The organism is Vibrio sp. CUB2, from assembly GCF_001557945.1.
Classification (GTDB): Bacteria; Pseudomonadota; Gammaproteobacteria; order Enterobacterales; family Vibrionaceae; genus Vibrio; species Vibrio owensii.
This window is the reverse complement of record NZ_LNRB01000001.1, coordinates 516,293-532,254: the sequence shown is the minus strand read 5'-3', so window position 1 is coordinate 532,254 and position 15,962 is coordinate 516,293. Positions and strand designations below refer to the sequence as shown.

Annotated in this window: 14 protein-coding genes; 3 read left to right on the top strand and 11 right to left on the bottom strand. The window is 45.7% G+C overall.

Annotated features, from left to right (window positions below; all coding sequences use genetic code 11):
- Both ATB78_RS02365 and ATB78_RS02360 read right to left on the bottom strand, forming a co-directional pair.
- Positions 1 to 705: IS110 family transposase (locus ATB78_RS02365; RefSeq protein WP_155647738.1), on the bottom strand; the 705-nt coding region annotated here is incomplete at its 3' end.
- A gap of 223 nt (positions 706 to 928) precedes the next feature.
- On the bottom strand, positions 929 to 2,368 hold the full coding sequence (locus tag ATB78_RS02360; protein ID WP_061007723.1) for a sucrose-specific PTS transporter subunit IIBC: 1,440 nt from the start codon (positions 2,366 to 2,368) through the stop codon (positions 929 to 931).
- 261 nt (positions 2,369 to 2,629) lie between these two features.
- Between ATB78_RS02360 and ATB78_RS02355 the strand changes: the two genes are divergently transcribed.
- The gene (locus ATB78_RS02355; RefSeq protein WP_061007722.1) at positions 2,630 to 3,616 is read left to right on the top strand and encodes a LacI family DNA-binding transcriptional regulator; all 987 of its coding nucleotides are present in this window, start codon (positions 2,630 to 2,632) and stop codon (positions 3,614 to 3,616) included.
- 124 nt (positions 3,617 to 3,740) lie between these two features.
- On the opposite strand, the gene ATB78_RS02350 is transcribed toward ATB78_RS02355, so the two are convergent.
- Positions 3,741 to 3,977 (bottom strand): hypothetical protein, encoded by a 237-nt coding sequence (locus ATB78_RS02350; RefSeq protein WP_061007721.1) that lies wholly within the window; start codon positions 3,975 to 3,977, stop codon positions 3,741 to 3,743.
- 540 nt (positions 3,978 to 4,517) lie between these two features.
- Between ATB78_RS02350 and ATB78_RS29815 the strand changes: the two genes are divergently transcribed.
- A complete protein-coding gene (locus tag ATB78_RS29815) occupies positions 4,518 to 4,691 on the top strand; it encodes a hypothetical protein (RefSeq protein WP_009706544.1) in 174 nt (57 codons plus the stop codon).
- Positions 4,692 to 5,034: 343 nt separating this feature from the next.
- Here the strand turns inward: ATB78_RS29815 and cfa are convergent, their stop codons facing one another.
- The 8 genes from cfa to glgX form a co-directional block, all read right to left on the bottom strand.
- Positions 5,035 to 6,180, bottom strand: coding sequence for a cyclopropane fatty acyl phospholipid synthase (cfa, locus tag ATB78_RS02345; RefSeq protein WP_020195597.1), 1,146 nt, complete (start codon positions 6,178 to 6,180; stop codon positions 5,035 to 5,037).
- A 7-nt stretch (positions 6,181 to 6,187) separates the two neighbouring features.
- Complete coding sequence (gene asrC / locus ATB78_RS02340; protein ID WP_005429205.1) at positions 6,188 to 7,189, bottom strand: sulfite reductase subunit C; 1,002 nt, start codon at positions 7,187 to 7,189, stop codon at positions 6,188 to 6,190.
- A 12-nt stretch (positions 7,190 to 7,201) separates the two neighbouring features.
- Entirely contained in the window at positions 7,202 to 8,002 is an 801-nt protein-coding gene (gene asrB, locus ATB78_RS02335; RefSeq protein WP_061007720.1) for an anaerobic sulfite reductase subunit AsrB, read from the bottom strand.
- Positions 8,002 to 9,030: an anaerobic sulfite reductase subunit AsrA gene (gene asrA / locus ATB78_RS02330; protein ID WP_061007719.1), complete on the bottom strand. Its 1,029-nt coding sequence runs from the start codon at positions 9,028 to 9,030 to the stop codon at positions 8,002 to 8,004. Before asrA ends, asrB begins: the two co-directional genes overlap by 1 nt.
- Before the next feature lie 25 nt (positions 9,031 to 9,055).
- Positions 9,056 to 9,847 carry a uroporphyrinogen-III C-methyltransferase gene (cobA, locus tag ATB78_RS02325; RefSeq protein WP_061007718.1) on the bottom strand — a complete coding sequence of 264 codons (792 nt, stop codon included), beginning with the start codon at positions 9,845 to 9,847 and terminating at the stop codon, positions 9,056 to 9,058.
- Positions 9,844 to 10,002 (bottom strand): hypothetical protein, encoded by a 159-nt coding sequence (locus tag ATB78_RS29810; RefSeq protein ID WP_009706538.1) that lies wholly within the window; start codon positions 10,000 to 10,002, stop codon positions 9,844 to 9,846. The genes cobA and ATB78_RS29810 overlap by 4 nt, the downstream gene beginning before the upstream one ends.
- A 256-nt stretch (positions 10,003 to 10,258) precedes the next feature.
- Positions 10,259 to 11,980, bottom strand: a complete 1,722-nt coding sequence (locus ATB78_RS02315; RefSeq protein ID WP_081096550.1) for a diguanylate cyclase — start codon at positions 11,978 to 11,980, stop codon at positions 10,259 to 10,261.
- 264 nt (positions 11,981 to 12,244) lie between these two features.
- On the bottom strand, positions 12,245 to 14,203 hold the full coding sequence (glgX, locus tag ATB78_RS02310; RefSeq protein ID WP_061007716.1) for a glycogen debranching protein GlgX: 1,959 nt from the start codon (positions 14,201 to 14,203) through the stop codon (positions 12,245 to 12,247).
- A 445-nt stretch (positions 14,204 to 14,648) separates the two neighbouring features.
- On the opposite strand from glgX, the gene lamB reads away from it, so the two are divergent.
- Positions 14,649 to 15,857: a maltoporin LamB gene (gene lamB, locus ATB78_RS02305; protein WP_061007715.1), complete on the top strand. Its 1,209-nt coding sequence runs from the start codon at positions 14,649 to 14,651 to the stop codon at positions 15,855 to 15,857.
- The last annotated feature ends 105 nt before the right edge of the window (positions 15,858 to 15,962 follow it).

The window sequence follows — 15,962 nt, the reverse complement described above, 5'->3', positions numbered from 1 at the left end:
TGGGGAGCTTACGTCCGCCACGCACAACGTCGATGTAAGGTCGCCAACTCCAGGGATAGTTTTCAGCAATTGTGCACTTTCGTTGTTGTTAACAACTGTCTGAAGCTTACTATCTTGAGCTTTGACTCGTTCATTAAGGTATTTGTAGTGCTCGTGGATTGACACTAATTCACCGAGTAAGCTTTCTGGCAGTGGCACTTTTTGCTCTGCTAGCCATTGGAATAGAGACTTCATCTTTGCGTGTCCTTTTGGAAAACTCAGGCCGAACTCAAGCAAGATAGCCCCAATTCGAGACATCGCCGCGGTTCTCTCCTTGATATAACCATCTCTGACACGATGAATCGCTGCGATGACTTGGGCCTCTTCACTTTTTACTGCGACAAACCTCATTGTTGGTCGACCAGCGGCTTCTGCAATTGCTGATGCATCTATGAAATCATTTTTGTTGCCTTTGACATAAGGCTTAACGTACTGGGGAGGAATAAGTCGAGCTTGATGGCCGTATTCACCACACTTACGAGCAAGCCAATGAGCACCGCCACAAGCTTCGAAAGCAATGGTGGTTGGCTCTATTTTACAAAGGAAATGTTGGAGTTGGTTTCGATTAAACTTACGACGCAATACTTCCGCACCTGAACGGTTATGAGCGATTGCGTGGAAACAGTGCTTGCCTAGGTCGATACCTAAGATGTGGATAGTAGACATATGGTTCACCTCATTCTGAGAACGTACTCTAAGCTTAAGGGCTTGAGAGTGGGGCGGACCATATAATTAAGCCAGTCAGAAACCTTCTGGCTGGCTTGCTACTCAAAGCGAGTGGCAGGGGGATTATGCCCCACAACCCCACCTTACTGTTCGATACTACTGAGCCCCCGATATCGAACAAGCAAGATGAGACTGTGTTGAATGGGCAAGGAGTTAAAACTTCTTATGCTGTCGCTGTCTTTGCTTGTTTTGCTTTATCACGCATGCCCAATACGACGGTCAGAACAAACGCGGTTGCGAACGCGATAACCATGCCGACAATGTAGTAGCCAATTTTATCTGGTGCGATAGAAATAATGCCTGGCAGACCAGCAGCTCCTAGTGCTTGCGCTTTAACGTTAAATAGCGTGATGAATGCACTCGCGACAGCTGAACCGATGATCGCAGCGATAAATGGGTAGCGTAGCTTCAAGTTCACACCAAACATGGCTGGTTCCGTGATCCCAAGTAGACCAGTCACACCCGATGGCACCGCGATGCCTTTCATCTTGGTATCTTTAGTAGTAAAGCCAACCGCCAGCGCTGCGGCACCTTGTGCAACGTTAGACATTGCCGCGATAGGGAAAATGAAGGTACCGCCAGTGGTTGCGATATCAGCCAATAGTTGGGTTTCAATTGCGATAAAGCTGTGATGCATACCAGTGATAACGAACGGTGCGTAGATAAAGCCAAACAGTGCGCCACCCACAAAACCGGCTGAATCGTAAAGCCAGTTCAGACCATCACCTAGCATAAAGCCAAGGTCACGCGTAAACGGACCAACTAGAGTAAACGTTACGAAACCCGTAATGAAGATCGCCAGCATCGGTGTGAGCAAGTTGTCCAATACGGATGGGATGACTTTACGTAAACCAAGTTCAACCTTAGCCAAAATGAATGCAGAAACCAGAACAGGCAGCACCGAACCTTGATAGCCAACCTTTTGGATTTCCAGACCCATGATATTCCATGTCGGTACTGTGCCAGATACAGAGGCGCTACCAAAACCCCAGCCGTTAAGCAGATCGGGGTGAACCATTAACATACCCAGCGCAGCGCCCAAGAATGGGTTACCGCCGAACTTCTTCGAAGCTGAGAACGCTAATAAAACAGGAAGGTAAACAAATGGTGCGTTCGCGAAGGTGTTGATCATATTGGCTAAATCGGTCAGCCCAGGGTAGGCATCAATGATCGATTTACCTTCAATGAATAGACCTTGCGCGGTTAAGACATTGAACAGACCCATCAACAAACCACCTGCAACGATGGCTGGAATGATCGGAACGAAAATATCCGACAACCCTTTAACTGCGCGTTGAATTAGGTTTTGTTTATCCGCTCCGGCAGAAGCAACATCGTTGGTCGACATCTCTGCCAATCCAGTTTGTTTCGCCATCTCTGCGTAAACTTGGTTTACGATGCCAGAGCCGAAAATGATTTGGTATTGACCTGAAACTTTGAATTGGCCTTTTACGCCATCAAGGTTGCCGATCGCTTCTTCGTTGACCTTTTCTTCGTCTTTTAGCGCTAAACGTAAACGTGTTGCGCAGTGAGCAAGGGCTTGAATGTTTTCTTTACCGCCTAAATGCTCAAGTAGTTGTTTTGCTATGACTGGATAGTTCATTGCACACCCCGATTGGTATTACTTGTCTTTAATTGAAATAAATATTGTTTTGGTTATTTTTGGGAACGTTTGCAAGGCGGATTTTTGATGATTAATGGCAACGGGTCAAAAGATAAGGCCGAATTATGTGAGAATGATCGTTATATTGGGTGACAATGATCCGCTTAACGAGGGTAAAATCACGTAATCCTTCATGGGGAGTGGCAGATTTCTGCAAACAATCCCAATAATCAACAATGACAAAGATGGAATAGGGACAATATGGCGAGTTTGCACGATGTGGCGCGTTTGGCTGGCGTATCCAAATCTACAGTATCCCGTGTTATCAATAATGAATACGGGGTAAAAGAAGCGACGAAAATCAAGGTACGCAAAGCGGTGGGAGAGTGTGGCTATGTCGTCAACCAAGTCGCCAAAGACCTAAAATCGCAAAAGACCAATTTGATTGGTGTGATTGTGCCTCGAGTTTCATCCCATGCGATATCTCAGGGTGTGGACGGTTTAACCGCGATCATTGAGCAAGCAGGCAAACACGTCCTGTTAGCGAATACTCACCAAGTGTACGAAAAAGAAATCGAGTACATTCAGATCTTCAACCAGAAGCGTGTAGAGGGCATTATCCTTTACGCCACGCACTTTGATGCCGCGCTGAACAAGGCCATTCAACAATCCAATGTTCCTGTCGTATTGGTAGGGCAAGATGGGTCACTGCATAACGTACCAAGCGTGGTGCACGATGACGTTCGGGTTGGCTTTGAAGCTGGTAATCGCTTGGTCGCCGCGGGTTGCAAGCAGATTGGTTTTATTGGTGTGCAAGGTGAAGACATCGCTGTTGATGTGCAGCGCTCGCAAGGGTTAAAGCAATCTTTGGACTTTCATCAGCAAGCTTTATTGTTCCACGCGCGCGGTGATTTCTCGATTGAATCTGGCTATCAGCAAGCGAAAGAACAGATGGAAGCGTATCCTCATTTGGACGGACTTTTCTGTGCCACCGACCGTATTGCGGTAGGCGCGGTTAAAGCACTTCGTGAGATGGGTGTAAAAGTGGGAGAGCAAGTTCGTGTACTCGGTGTGGGTAACGATGAACTGGCAAGCATTAGCATTCCAAGCCTATCTACTTTCAACTATGCGTTTGATAAAGCGGGCGAAAACGCAGCGAAAATGTTGATTGAACGAATCGAAGGTCGAGGAAAAGAGATGAGTAAAGTTGTGCTTACTTTCCAAAACATTGAGCGTGAAAGCTGCTAAGTTGAGAATACTTTAGAGAACGTTCCCGAAAATGTGCTGAAATTGAACGTAGAGCCGATGTGGAGAAGACGCATCGGCTTTATTTTTGGGTTTCTTTCGAAGAGCGACAGGCGAGCTTTTAGGCTTATCGCAGCAAGAAATAAGGCGTATTTACGTAAGCATGCCCTGCGGAAATCGCGTAAGGCAATACCACCTTGCCAACAGAAACCGCCGTGTTAACCAGTGGTTGAACGTTGATGTTCGCGTTCATCAAGGTTGGGCGAACATTGGGGGCGAGGCGATAATGACCTGGTGTAGACACGCAACCAGAAAGTGTTGACGTGAATAGCAGTGTGATGATGATTGATTTGATGGCTTTCATGATGGTTACTCTCAATATTTTTATTTTGGCTCTGGTTTTGGTTTTCTGTATGAGCCTTGGTTGAGACGAAGATTGCCTGAGCGTGCACAGTACGGCCATCAATGCTGAACAAGTCACAGTTAAGAAGACTAAAAGTAACGATAGACGTTACTAAGTATGAGTAATTACGATGAAAGTCATTAAACCTGATGCTTTAGTCATGCCTTTTGAGACTTAAATAAGTAAAACGATAAGTTAGAAGCTCTCGATGGGGTAGGAGAGCGAAGTGGTGATTCAGAGCTGCTTTGAATTGTTATCAGAAATCGAATGTTATACAAATAAATCGAGTTAGCTTAGATACTCATATTATTGAGGTTTATTATAAAGACAAAAATAAATTACCAAGTTTGATTTATTGCATCTAAAATAAAAATAACTATTGAGAGTTGGATTAAATTACTTTTTAATAGTCTCAGATTCAATATCTAATAAATCATAACTGCGTGCGGATTTTACATATCAAGTAGTACGTTTTTAGAGTAATTATAGAAGGAGAGTAATATGAAGAAGTTTGTATTGGCTGTACTGATTATGCTCATCGCGCCTTTGTCTATTGCGAGTAGTGAACGCAATATGCCTGATTCTTCAAGGTATGAGGCGTGCCTGATTGATGGCAAGGTTGTCATGATGCAACCCAATATGTGTTATGCCATGGGTGGTCGCCGAGGCGGTTAATCAGCAAAACTCTGTTTTACGAAAAGTCGCGTAAGCGGCTTTTTTATTATCTATGTAAAACCTAAATAAAATAGATATGAAAAGTTAACTAAAAATATTTTCTTTGCTTCTTTCTAGAAAATATATTTTCGTTAAATTAAGTGTAATTAAGTAAATATTGAATTGTATTTACGAATGAAAGCGTAAATTCTTGTAATATATACCCAAGTAACCTCTCGCTAATGACAGGTTTTGAATCTTTCACATTGAAGTCACTTGGGTATAAAAAAAGCCAGAATGAAACCGCCCATTCTGGCTTGGAGCTAAACGAAGGTGCTCAAAACACAATCTGGAGGCAGATTGCTTACATGGAACGTACGGTTAGTGGTCGGCGGCGACCAATCTTAGTTAGGGCGAGCTGCCATAAACTCAAATCTCGTGAGCGAAAGGCGCCAGCACAGCTGAGTAAGTAGTATTTCCACATGCGGTAGAAATCTTCACTGTAATCGCCTTTGATCTGATTCCATGAGTGTTGGAAGTTGGAGAACCAGCACATCAGGGTTTTGTCGTAGTCTTCACCGAAGTTGTGCACATCTTCGATATTAAATCGATCTTCCATCGCCTCTGCGAGGTTCTTCATCGATGGAATAACACCATTTGGGAAGATGTATTTCGAGATCCACGGATCCGATGCGGTAGTGCTGTGGTGTGAACCAATGGTGTGTAGCAAGAACACGCCATCGTCTTTCATGAAGCGCTCTGCGCACTCGAAGTATTCTGCGTAGTTCTTCGGTCCCACGTGTTCGATCATACCAATCGACACTAGGCGATCGTATTGCACGGTGGGCTTGAACTCGCGGTAATCCTTCAAAATGAAGTTTGCGACTACGCCGTTTTCTATTGCCAGTTTGCTGCCGAGCTTCTTCTGCTCTTTGGATAGAGTCAGACCATCGCAAATTACGCCATACTTCTTCGCTGCGTAAATCATAAAGCTGCCCCAACCACAGCCAATATCGAGAATACGCATTCCCGGTTGTAGGTCGAGCTTACGACAAATCAAATCCATCTTGTGCTCTTGCGCTTCGTCCAGCGTTGCAGCTCGGTTCCAATACCCGCAGGTGTAGGTCATGCGTGAATCGAGCATCTTCTGGTAAAGCTTATTTCCGATGTCGTAATGGTGCGGTACATCGAATTTACAACGCTCAATGCTCTGTGGGTTAACCCAGCTTTTCAGTTTTAATTTCGCAGCGGAAGAGGCGAACTTGAGCTTTTCAGCCAGTCCTAGTTTGCCTTCAATATCGTTTAAAAGTACGCGTTCAAAGAACTGATCCAAGCGGCTGCAATCCCACATCTTGGACATGTACGCTTCCCCTAAACCCAAGGAGCCTGACTGCATCACAAGCTCATACACTTTTGGGTTAAACACTTGGATATCCCACGGTTTAGAACCATTGATGGTGATACCTGCTGGGGCTAACGCCTCTTTAAACATTTCTTCTAGTTTGTTCATACTATGCCTATTTCACGTGCATGTTCGCTACGTATTCATCTTCTGCCCAATACATACGTTCGGCGACTTTGGCTTCCGGATTTAGGCTAACGCCATCTAAGACGCGCTCTCTAAAACGCAAGTAGCCGCCTTTATCAATCAGATGCCCCATGTGGAGGTAAATCGGCTTACCGCCCAACATCTCTTTTTCAAATTCGAACAGATTGTCGATGACAGGGTGCAGGACGTCTTCCGTTACCCAATTGAGGAACATCTTGCCAACGCGAGGGGTCTTCTTCGAAGTTCGACCGCCCAGTTTGACCATATAGAATTGTTTTGGATCTCGACGCCAAGCCAGTGTCGGACAAGCAAGCACACATTCGCCGCAGCCAATGCATTTGCTTTCTTCCTTCACCGCTTTACCGTCTTTGAGTGACAAGCAATCTACTGCGTGGTGCGCACAAGCTTTGACGCAGGCGCCGCAACCAATACAGCGATGACTTTCGAAATTAATCTTGGCGATACCTAAGATGCCAAAATCCGCCATATTGGCTTTGGCACAGTCGTTCGGACAGCCTGCCATGACCATTTTTAAATGGTATTTGCTTGGATAAACGTGACGCTCCATTCGCTGCGCCAAGCCAGTGGTATCGGTATTGGCCTTCTGGCAGATTCGGCTGCCCTGACAAGCGACGATATTACGCCCACCAATCGACTGATAACCTGCTTGCGTGTCTTCGACATCAATGCCACATGTATCGACGGTGATGTCTTTGATGAAGGGCTCAAGCGCTTTGTTGACCTCTGGAATGTCTTCATAGCGAATGCCGGGCATCGCCAGTTTTTGTCGTGTGGTGAGGTGAATGACACCATTGCCCCACTTCTCGGCGATCTCTTGCGCGGCACCTAGCAAGTAAGCGGGCATAATGCCACCCGGAATGCGCACGCTGATCATGCACTCGCCACGCACTTTCGATAGGCGGTAATCGCCATTGGCGCGCATTTTGATGATATCTACGTCCATCGTCATTGTGATTCCCTCCTAATCGATCATGGTTCTGGCGTGGTCATAACGGAAAACCGGACCATCCAAGCACACGTATTTGTCGCCAATTCGGCAGTGGCCGCATTTACCAACTGAGCAGGCCATTCTGCGTTCGTAGTCGACCCAAATCTGATCTTCTTGAATGCCTCTGGATAAGAAGTCCTGCACGACGAACTTAATCATGACCGGCGGACCCACTACGATGACGCGGATGTTCTCTTTGTCTGAGAGATCGAGCTTGCTGATGTGCTCGGTGACCAGGCCGCTCTCATAGAAGTGCTCGTCGCCACCGTCATCCAAGGTGGTGATGACGTGATTGAAGTAAGACCAATTCAGCAAGTCGTTTTTGTATAACACGGCATCTTGGTTTTTGAATCCGAGGATCAAAGACATCTTCTTCACATCACTTGGGTTGTTGTGAAAGTAGTTAATCAGCCCTTTAACCGGAGCAACGCCAGTGCCGCCCGCGACCACAATGAGGTGTTTATCTTGGTATGCTTCCATCGGGTAGCCATTGCCCATTGCGCCGCGCATCATCACGCGATCACTGGCGTTTAATTGGAACAGCTCGCTGGTTACCTTGCCGACATTACGTATCAGCAAGTCGACGTAACCTAAGCCGTAATCGGAGACGGAAATAGGTGCTTCGCCCACAAGGGATAAACCCACTTCGACAAATTGTCCGTAGTGCACCGGAAAGTCACACGCAACGCGAAAATTCCATTCCAGTTCTGTGTGCTTTTCGATATGAATAATCGGGTAGCTTTGCGGCAGCATTTTGTTTTCACAATCGCACATTAGAGCGCCTCCTCTACAATCGATGTCATCTTGTTGATGATGTTGCTAAATGAGATGTAGTGAGGGCATCGGTCGTCGCAGCGTCCGCATCCAACACACATGTGGTGTTCGCCTTGGCGAGACTTAAAGTCGTTGACCTTGTGTAAGGCGCGATAACGTAAGCGCTCTCCAGTTTTATGACGGAAGCTGTGACCGCCTGCCATATCCGAGAAGCCATCAATCATGCAACTGGCGTGTTGGCGGCGACGCTCACCCACTTTGGCTTCTTGGTTGTAAACCACATCAAACACGTTGAAGCAGGCACAAGTCGGGCATGAAGAAGTGCAGCGACCGCAACCAATGCAGCGTGAGTTGTATTCTGACCACTCCGGATGGCTGAGTAACACTTCACGTATTTTCGTTGGGTCATCGCAAACCGAATCTGGCGTACGGACTTTGACTGGATTGGACTTGACGAAGCTGACGCTGTGTTCAACGTCTTTGCCTTGTGAAAAGTACGGTGTCAGCTCTGGATCTTTAATAGTGACAATGGCGCCGTGATCACTAAATTGCACTGAAGCGGCGAAGTTGTCGGTTTTGTTGGTACCCATAGAGACACAAAAGCAGTTTTCGAAACTTTCGCTGCACTCAATCAGTACAAGTTTGAGTTTCTGGCGCAGACGTTTGTAGTAGAAGTCTTCGTGACCGCCGTTTTCTAAAAACATGTAATCAAGGCTTTTGAGCGCATTGATGTCACAAGCTCTGAGAAACAGAAACACAGGGCGCGCATCGACACTGGATTCTCGCAACTCGTCGGCGTTAAACCAAAACAGGGTTTCGGTAATTGGGAAGACGATCTCTTTGGGTGAAAAGTGGCTTTTCTCTTTCCACTCCAGTTGGTCGTAACGTTCGAGTTCTTGGTAATCCAAATTTGGGGTATGGGCAAAACGACCCGCGTATTCTTCATAGACGGGCGCCATCACCTTATAGCTCTGACGTAACGCCTCGATCGCCGAACCCATTTGCTGAGTAGTTAAAAACTTAGGCATTGTTCTATCTCGTTATTTTCAAAAACTAGTGAATCGTGCGTTCTAAACAGGGCTCGGCGGTGGACTCAAACCATTCCAGTGACTGCGAAAGGGAAACCACGCCTCCGACCACTATGATTGCTGGCAGTGGTGGTTTTTGCGTTTTGCAGGTTTCATACAGTCCGGCTAAGGTAGTGACGATCTTGCTTTGATTTTCTCGTGTCCCATTGCTAACGATGGCGCAAGGTGTATCTGGCGCGAGACCGTGAGCAATGAGGTTGTCTGCGATCGCTTCTGCTTTGTGTAGCCCCATGTAGAAAATTAGGGTGTGGTCGATGGCGGCAAGTGCGCTCCAATTAGGTTCGCTAGCATCATTACAGTTTCGTCCCGTTACCAAGGTTACACCCCTCGAAACTTGTCTATGAGTGACCGGTATCCCCGCGTAAGCGCAGCATCCAAGTGCCGCAGTTACACCCGGTACAACCTCATAGTTGATGCCTTGCTGTGTTAAATAGGTCGCTTCCTCACCGCCTCGACCAAATACAAACGGGTCGCCCGCTTTTAAGCGACATACCGTAAGACCGGTGATTGCGTAGCCCTTCATCATTTCGTTGATTTCTGCCTGCGTTTGCGAACACTTACCGTAGTGTTTACCCACGCAGATTTTTAGGGTTTTTCGTGGGATGACGTCCAAGACTTCTTCCGAAACCAGATGGTCATAAAGCACGACATCAACACGATTAAGCAGACGAAATGCTTTAATGGTAAGCAGTGACGCATCGCCTGTGCCTGCTCCAACCAAATAAACCTGACCATAAGATGGATTGGATGCCTTCATGAGAAAATACCCCAAATCAATACAACGAATAGGATGGCGGCAATAACCCAATAAAGAACCTGATGGACGTTATCGCTGACCCAGCCTAGCTCTTCTAACATCTCGCTAGTCAGGTCTAAATTTATCTGCTCTACGTAATCGTCCAGTTCTTTCATTTTCAATTGGCTTCGTGCAATCCCCTGATGCATTTAAGGTTATTGATGAGAGCCGTTAAGTTAAATCAAAGAAAAATAAACACCTGTTCAGAACTGATTAACAAGAGGGTGTTTGAGAGCAGAATTTGAGTCGCTTAAAAGACGGAGGAAAGAGGGAAGTGTCGTGTCAGATCTTATGACTTAACTGACTGTAATAGAAATAAAAAAAGCCAGAGCGATATTTGCTCTGGCTTTGTCTTTTTTCGTAACAAATTCGCTATGCTGCTTTGAGATGGCAGACGCGATTCTTGCCCAATCTTTTTGCTTGATAAAGTGCTTTGTCAGCTTGCTCCACTACATGGTGATAGCTGGTTTCTAATGGTGTAAACCCAACACTTGCCGTAAATCGTACATCGCCACAGCCCAATGTGAGATGGCTTCTTTGCAACGCGGTTAGGAAGTTATCAAGCTGATGTTTGGCATCAAACTCGTCATTAGCTTGGAACATGATGGCAAACTCTTCACCACCATAACGCGCTAAACAAATCCCTTTTGGTTTAGGGAAGCAATCGCGCATCACTTCAGCGGTTTTTTGGATGACTAAATCACCGACTGGGTGGCCGAATTTATCGTTGATGTATTTGAAGTTATCAATATCGACCATCGCGATAAAACGGTTCTCTGAATGAAGCTCTCTCGACACTTTTGCTGCTAAGCACGCTTTGTTTTCGAGTTGCGTCATTGGATCTTGATGGCGCAAACGGTCATGCAATTTCAGGTTTGCCAACGCCACTTGGGAGTAGTTTTGAATCAAGCTCAGCACGCATTTGTAGGTTGGGAATCGACAACTGACATAAGTCACGCCAAGCAGAGCTCGTCCATCAAATAATGGAATGCAGTAGTGATTACTGTTGATCTTAAGCTTTTTCGTCAGCTCGTCGCCGTACTTCTTCGTTCTGTACGTTAAAGCGCTATGAGAAAAACGCGCCGCGAGTTCCGCGTCAGTTAGCACCAGCTTTTTATTGCCGTGATAATCGAGGGTGTAGAAGCTGTAATTCAAGCTGTCGTATAAACAGAACTGTATGCCTCTGTGGTAGCAAAAACGATCCAAGATATGTTTGAGTTGGGTTTTGAACTCACCAACGCTCTCCGTGCCATTTAGGCGTGCTAAAGACAAATGCAGTTGGTAAGTGAGGTAATTGATTCCGATGGCGAGTGCGAGTAGAGAGGCGATGACACCGGCCGTTAGCGTGAACGGATAACTGCTGTTGAGGATATCGGCACGGTCTGTTCCTGCTACAAACACCCAGTTTAAGCCGTTGTCTGCATCAAAGACTGAAATCTTAAAATTATCTTGGTAATAGTATTCGTGTTTACCGAACAGTAAGCCCGACGCAACTTTATCGCTGATACCGCCATGATAACTAACTGAATAGTCACCGATGCGGCTTGGATCTGGATGGAATACCAAGCGTTCTGTATCTCTGTCTACGACAAACACATAACCTTTATTCAATGTTTTTAGACCACGCAATTGTTGAGTGGTATGAAGAAGATCGAACTCAAGCCAAAGTTGATACTTTAGATTCGGATTGACGTGTTTGATGGCGAATACCCAGCGTTGTTGTGGGTTTTGGTACAGCGAAGAGATGGAGAATTTATCGCTGACGGTATTCAGTTTATGCCATTGAATTGCGCTGGTGTCTGCCTGTTTGATTTGACCAGATAGGCCATAAGCGACGCTGTTGTTGGATGTGGTATAGAGGATATTGGAGTATTGCGGGGAATAGTCGATGATGCCTTGGCTTAGTTCACGGAAGTCAGGATCATTGAGGTCTTGTTTGCTTGCTTTTAATGCGGTCTCTAGAAGATAGAATTTGCTGAAAGCCGCCTCGATTTGAGAGTGGATCAACCGCTCGGCGGTGATGATATTGGTCTGTGATTGCCGATAGACCATCGACTCGGAATCGACTAACTGAGCATAAGCCAGATAGACCATGAAACCTGCGAGTAATAGCAGGTAAGGCCGCAGAATGCGGATTAAGAATTTAGGTAAAGCCATATGCCAAATAACGTTGTATATATTATAAATGTGATTTGGCTAGCAATATTAGATTAGTTTCACTTGTGCATCAATGCGTATGGTGTGCTATTTGAGCTGATTGCTGTTTATGTATCCGAAACGTTGATAAAACAAACCCAGCGCATGGCTGGGCTTGTCAGTTCTTGTAGGAATACGCTTCGCTTTTGTCGGGTAAGGTTCTTACTCTGGTTGATAATGCAAAATTGCCATCGACGTAGGAGAAAGCAACACTTCGCCTTCCGCATGACCAGGATTGAGATTACGCACATTGGTATCACACACGGTCACCCACTCTTGACCACGTTCATTTGGCAGCTTAAATCGCGCAGGTGCGTTGGTTTGGTTGATCAGGTACACCAACTCTTGCCCTTCCTTGCCGATGCCTAAATGCAGCGCTACAGAGCTTAAACGGTTCCAATCGTCGTGCTCCATCAAGCTGCCATCAATACGACGCCAGAAGATACGGTTGTTGTTGCGATTCTCACCACTGAATGCTCGAATGAATGGCACCATATACTGATTACGATTAGCAACCATTTGTGACATCCACACTTTGAAGTGCTGTTTGCGTTCTGTGCTCGACCAATCTAGCCAGCTGGTTTCGTTATCCTGACAGTAGGCATTGTTGTTACCGCCTTGCGTGTGCGATAACACATCCGCAGTTAGGATATGAGGGATACCAAATGCAAACAACAAGCTTGCCATTAAGTTGCGCTTTTGTTTTTCACGCGTGGCGATGATCATCAGGTTTTCGGTTTCGCCTTCCACGCCATAGTTTTCAGAGCGGTTATCGCCGTGGCCGTCGCGGTTTTCTTCACCGTTTGCCTCGTTGTGCTTCTGTTTGTAAGACACCAAATCTTGCAGGGTGAAACCATCGTGATATGTGATGTAGTTAACCGTGAGTTTGTAAGGCCAGTTCGCTGCGCTGTAGATATCACGAGAGCCCATCAAACGGGTCGCAAATTCTTTTAGATAGCCCTGGTCACCACGCCAGAAGCTGCGGGAGATGTCGCGCAGTTTATCGTTACATTCGTTCCAACCGAACGGGAAGTTACCCACTTGGTAACCGTTAGGACCGATATCCCAAGGTTCAGCGATCAATTTGGTTTCGCGAAGAATAGGGTCTTGGGCGACGGCTTTAAAGAACGCTGCTTCTGGATTGTAATCATCGCCTTGGCGACCGAGTGTTGCTGCCAAGTCAAAACGGAAGCCATCGACTTTAAATTCGCTCACCCAGTATCGCAGCGTATCCATAACGAGATTCAGTGCTGGCTGGTAAGTTAAGTCGACTGTGTTGCCACAACCAGTAAAGTTCGCGAAGTTCTGACCATGTTTGATGTAAAAACGTGAGTCGAGCGCTTTTAGGTTGAAGATCGTTGAGCCTTCACCGCCTTCCGCCGTGTGGTTATACACCACATCAAGAATCACTTCGATGCCGTGTTTATGCAGCTCGCGGATGGTGGTTTTGAGTTCGGTTACCGCGTCTTTTTCCGCATAGCGAGGGTCCGGTACCATGAACAAGTATGGGTTGTAACCCCAGTAGTTCACTTTATCCATCTTAAGCAAATGCGGTTCATGCATACACGCTGCGACAGGTAGCAATTGCAACGTATTGATGTTTTGCTGTTTGTAGAACGCCAACATTTCAGGTGAAGACAAACCTAAATAACGGCCTTTTGTATCGCTTGGAACTTCAGGGTTCTGCTGAGTGAGCCCTTTAACATGAGTTTCAAACAACACCATCTCTTCTCGTGCTATGCGAGGATGATCGGTGTCTTGCCAATCAAAGTTGTCTTCTATGACGACACACTTTGGCATATCGAAGCTTTTTGCAGGAGAAAATGGAGGCTGGTAGTGAAGGGCTTTATCAATCGACTTTGCATAGGGATCGGAGATCAGCAAAGGTTCGTCTTTATGCGTCACTACATAGCCATACTTTTGCCCCGATTTGATGTCAGGGATAAAAGTATGGCGAATGCCTGCATATTCGCCTGGTAAGTCGTGCAGCTTGTAACTACCGTCTTCCGCAAATAGCGCAAGTTGAATGTTTTTACTACTCGGAGCGTGAATAGAGAAGTTACAACCTTCTTTATTTACGGTTGCGCCGAGTGGGTATGGGCGAGAGTGAAGTTGTGTCATCAGCGAATCTTTTTTTAATTTTATTGCTACCTTTAAGAAACTATAAGTAAAAAACTTTGTCTTACTAAGGTCAACCACCTTATATCGAAAATTATCACTGTAATTAAATTACTTTCTACGACCTATTTTTGACAAAAATATGAAATGGCTATCACTTTGTAGCGGCCATAAACTGAAGAAACTTACTAATTCCTCCCTAGATTGGTGATCTAACTCGAAAAAACACCATTCGGTATATTTTCTCATCCCTTCTCATCCCCCCTAAATTAGTTTGGGGCGGAGGAAGTCATCCTTGTACTCCTTGGGTAATCTGCAGACTGTTGAAACAAACGGGGACTTGTTCCCATCTTACCTCTCTTTCTTTAGGTGCATTTTTACTGCCTATATGTATCTAAAAGAGTGAGCAGGGAAGACAGAATTATAAATACCCTTAATGGAGTTAAGAATGAAAAAAGTAAGTGTAATTGCTGCTGCTGTTGCTGCAACTTTAGCTGCTGGTTCTGCTTTCGCAGTGGATTTTAATGGTTACATGCGCGCTGGTACTGGTATTAGTGCTGAAAGCGGTGGTGACGTATCATTTATGAAAAATGGTATTGGCCGTCTAGGTAACGAAGATGACAACTACTCTGAGTTTGGTTTTGCTGAGGATCTAAAAACTGGCGACCAAACATGGCGTCTAGAGTCTATGATCGCTTCAGGTGTTCAAGGCGCTAAAGGTTGGGAAGATGGCGACTTTAACGTTGCACAGTTTGCAGTTAAAGCTAAAGGTCTTATCGCATCTGATAAAGACGCAACTCTATGGGCTGGTAAAACTTACTACCAACGTAAAGATATCCACATCACTGACTTCTACTTCCTAAACACTTCTGGTACTGGTGGTGGTATCGAAAACCTTTCAGTAGGTAACCAAAAGCTATCTCTAGCAATCATTCAAGACGGTGAAGATGACAACGGTGCAGGGTACATTGCAGACGCTCGTTTAGCAAACATTGGTCTTTGGGAAGATGCGTCTCTTGAAGTTGCGCTAGCGTACAACTTCTCAACAGAAAGCAAAAATGGCAAATACGATGGTGATGATGGTCTGCTTGCAAGTGGTATCATTCACCAAAACATGAGTAATGGCTTCAACCAGACTGTAGTTCAAGTTGGTACCGCTGGCTATGGTATTCAGATGGCAAACTTCTGGGGTGCTGGTGCATATTACGACCGTTCTGGAGACCAAAATGATGGCTTCGGTTACCGTGTGATTAACTGGGGTGTCATGAACCTTGGTGAAAACTGGGAAATGGGCCACCAGTTGGCTTACCTAGCAGGCTCAGATCTAGGTACAGCTAAGTACGATTCTAGCCAGTACTCAATTGTCGCTCGTCCTATGTACAAATGGAACGATACTATGCGTACTATTTTTGAAGCTGGCTACAATGCTGGTGAAGTGGATGATGTTGATTTCGGTGGTGCTAAATTTACCGTAGCTCAAGCATGGGCAATGGGTGATAGCTTCTGGGCTCGTCCTGAAATTCGTGTATACGGTAGCTACCTAATGGATCTAGAAAACGATAGTTTTGGTGAAGTTAAAAATGACGCTGGTGTAGTTACAGCAGCTGGCACAGACAACGACTTTGTTGTTGGTATCCAAGTAGAAGCTTGGTGGTAATCGAGTAATCTCTTAGTTATCTAGCTGTCCTAGTCAAATAGCCGACATCTGTCGGCTATTTTTCTAAGGGTTTTCGAAAAGTTAGACGTTTCACCAAAGTCACTC

Coding starts and splice junctions, on each gene's coding strand:
- asrB (WP_061007720.1), bottom strand. CDS start 8,002: ATGTGCGATTGTGAAAACAAAATGCTGCCGCAAAGCTACCCGATTATT.
- ATB78_RS02315 (WP_081096550.1), bottom strand. CDS start 11,980: ATGGTCTATCTGGCTTATGCTCAGTTAGTCGATTCCGAGTCGATGGTC.
- asrC (WP_005429205.1), bottom strand. CDS start 7,189: ATGACGATGGACGTAGATATCATCAAAATGCGCGCCAATGGCGATTAC.
- ATB78_RS02350 (WP_061007721.1), bottom strand. CDS start 3,977: ATGAAAGCCATCAAATCAATCATCATCACACTGCTATTCACGTCAACA.
- cobA (WP_061007718.1), bottom strand. CDS start 9,847: ATGAAGGCATCCAATCCATCTTATGGTCAGGTTTATTTGGTTGGAGCA.
- ATB78_RS02360 (WP_061007723.1), bottom strand. CDS start 2,368: ATGAACTATCCAGTCATAGCAAAACAACTACTTGAGCATTTAGGCGGT.
- ATB78_RS02355 (WP_061007722.1), top strand. CDS start 2,630: ATGGCGAGTTTGCACGATGTGGCGCGTTTGGCTGGCGTATCCAAATCT.
- asrA (WP_061007719.1), bottom strand. CDS start 9,030: ATGCCTAAGTTTTTAACTACTCAGCAAATGGGTTCGGCGATCGAGGCG.
- glgX (WP_061007716.1), bottom strand. CDS start 14,203: ATGACACAACTTCACTCTCGCCCATACCCACTCGGCGCAACCGTAAAT.
- ATB78_RS29810 (WP_009706538.1), bottom strand. CDS start 10,002: ATGAAAGAACTGGACGATTACGTAGAGCAGATAAATTTAGACCTGACT.
- ATB78_RS29815 (WP_009706544.1), top strand. CDS start 4,518: ATGAAGAAGTTTGTATTGGCTGTACTGATTATGCTCATCGCGCCTTTG.
- cfa (WP_020195597.1), bottom strand. CDS start 6,180: ATGAACAAACTAGAAGAAATGTTTAAAGAGGCGTTAGCCCCAGCAGGT.
- lamB (WP_061007715.1), top strand. CDS start 14,649: ATGAAAAAAGTAAGTGTAATTGCTGCTGCTGTTGCTGCAACTTTAGCT.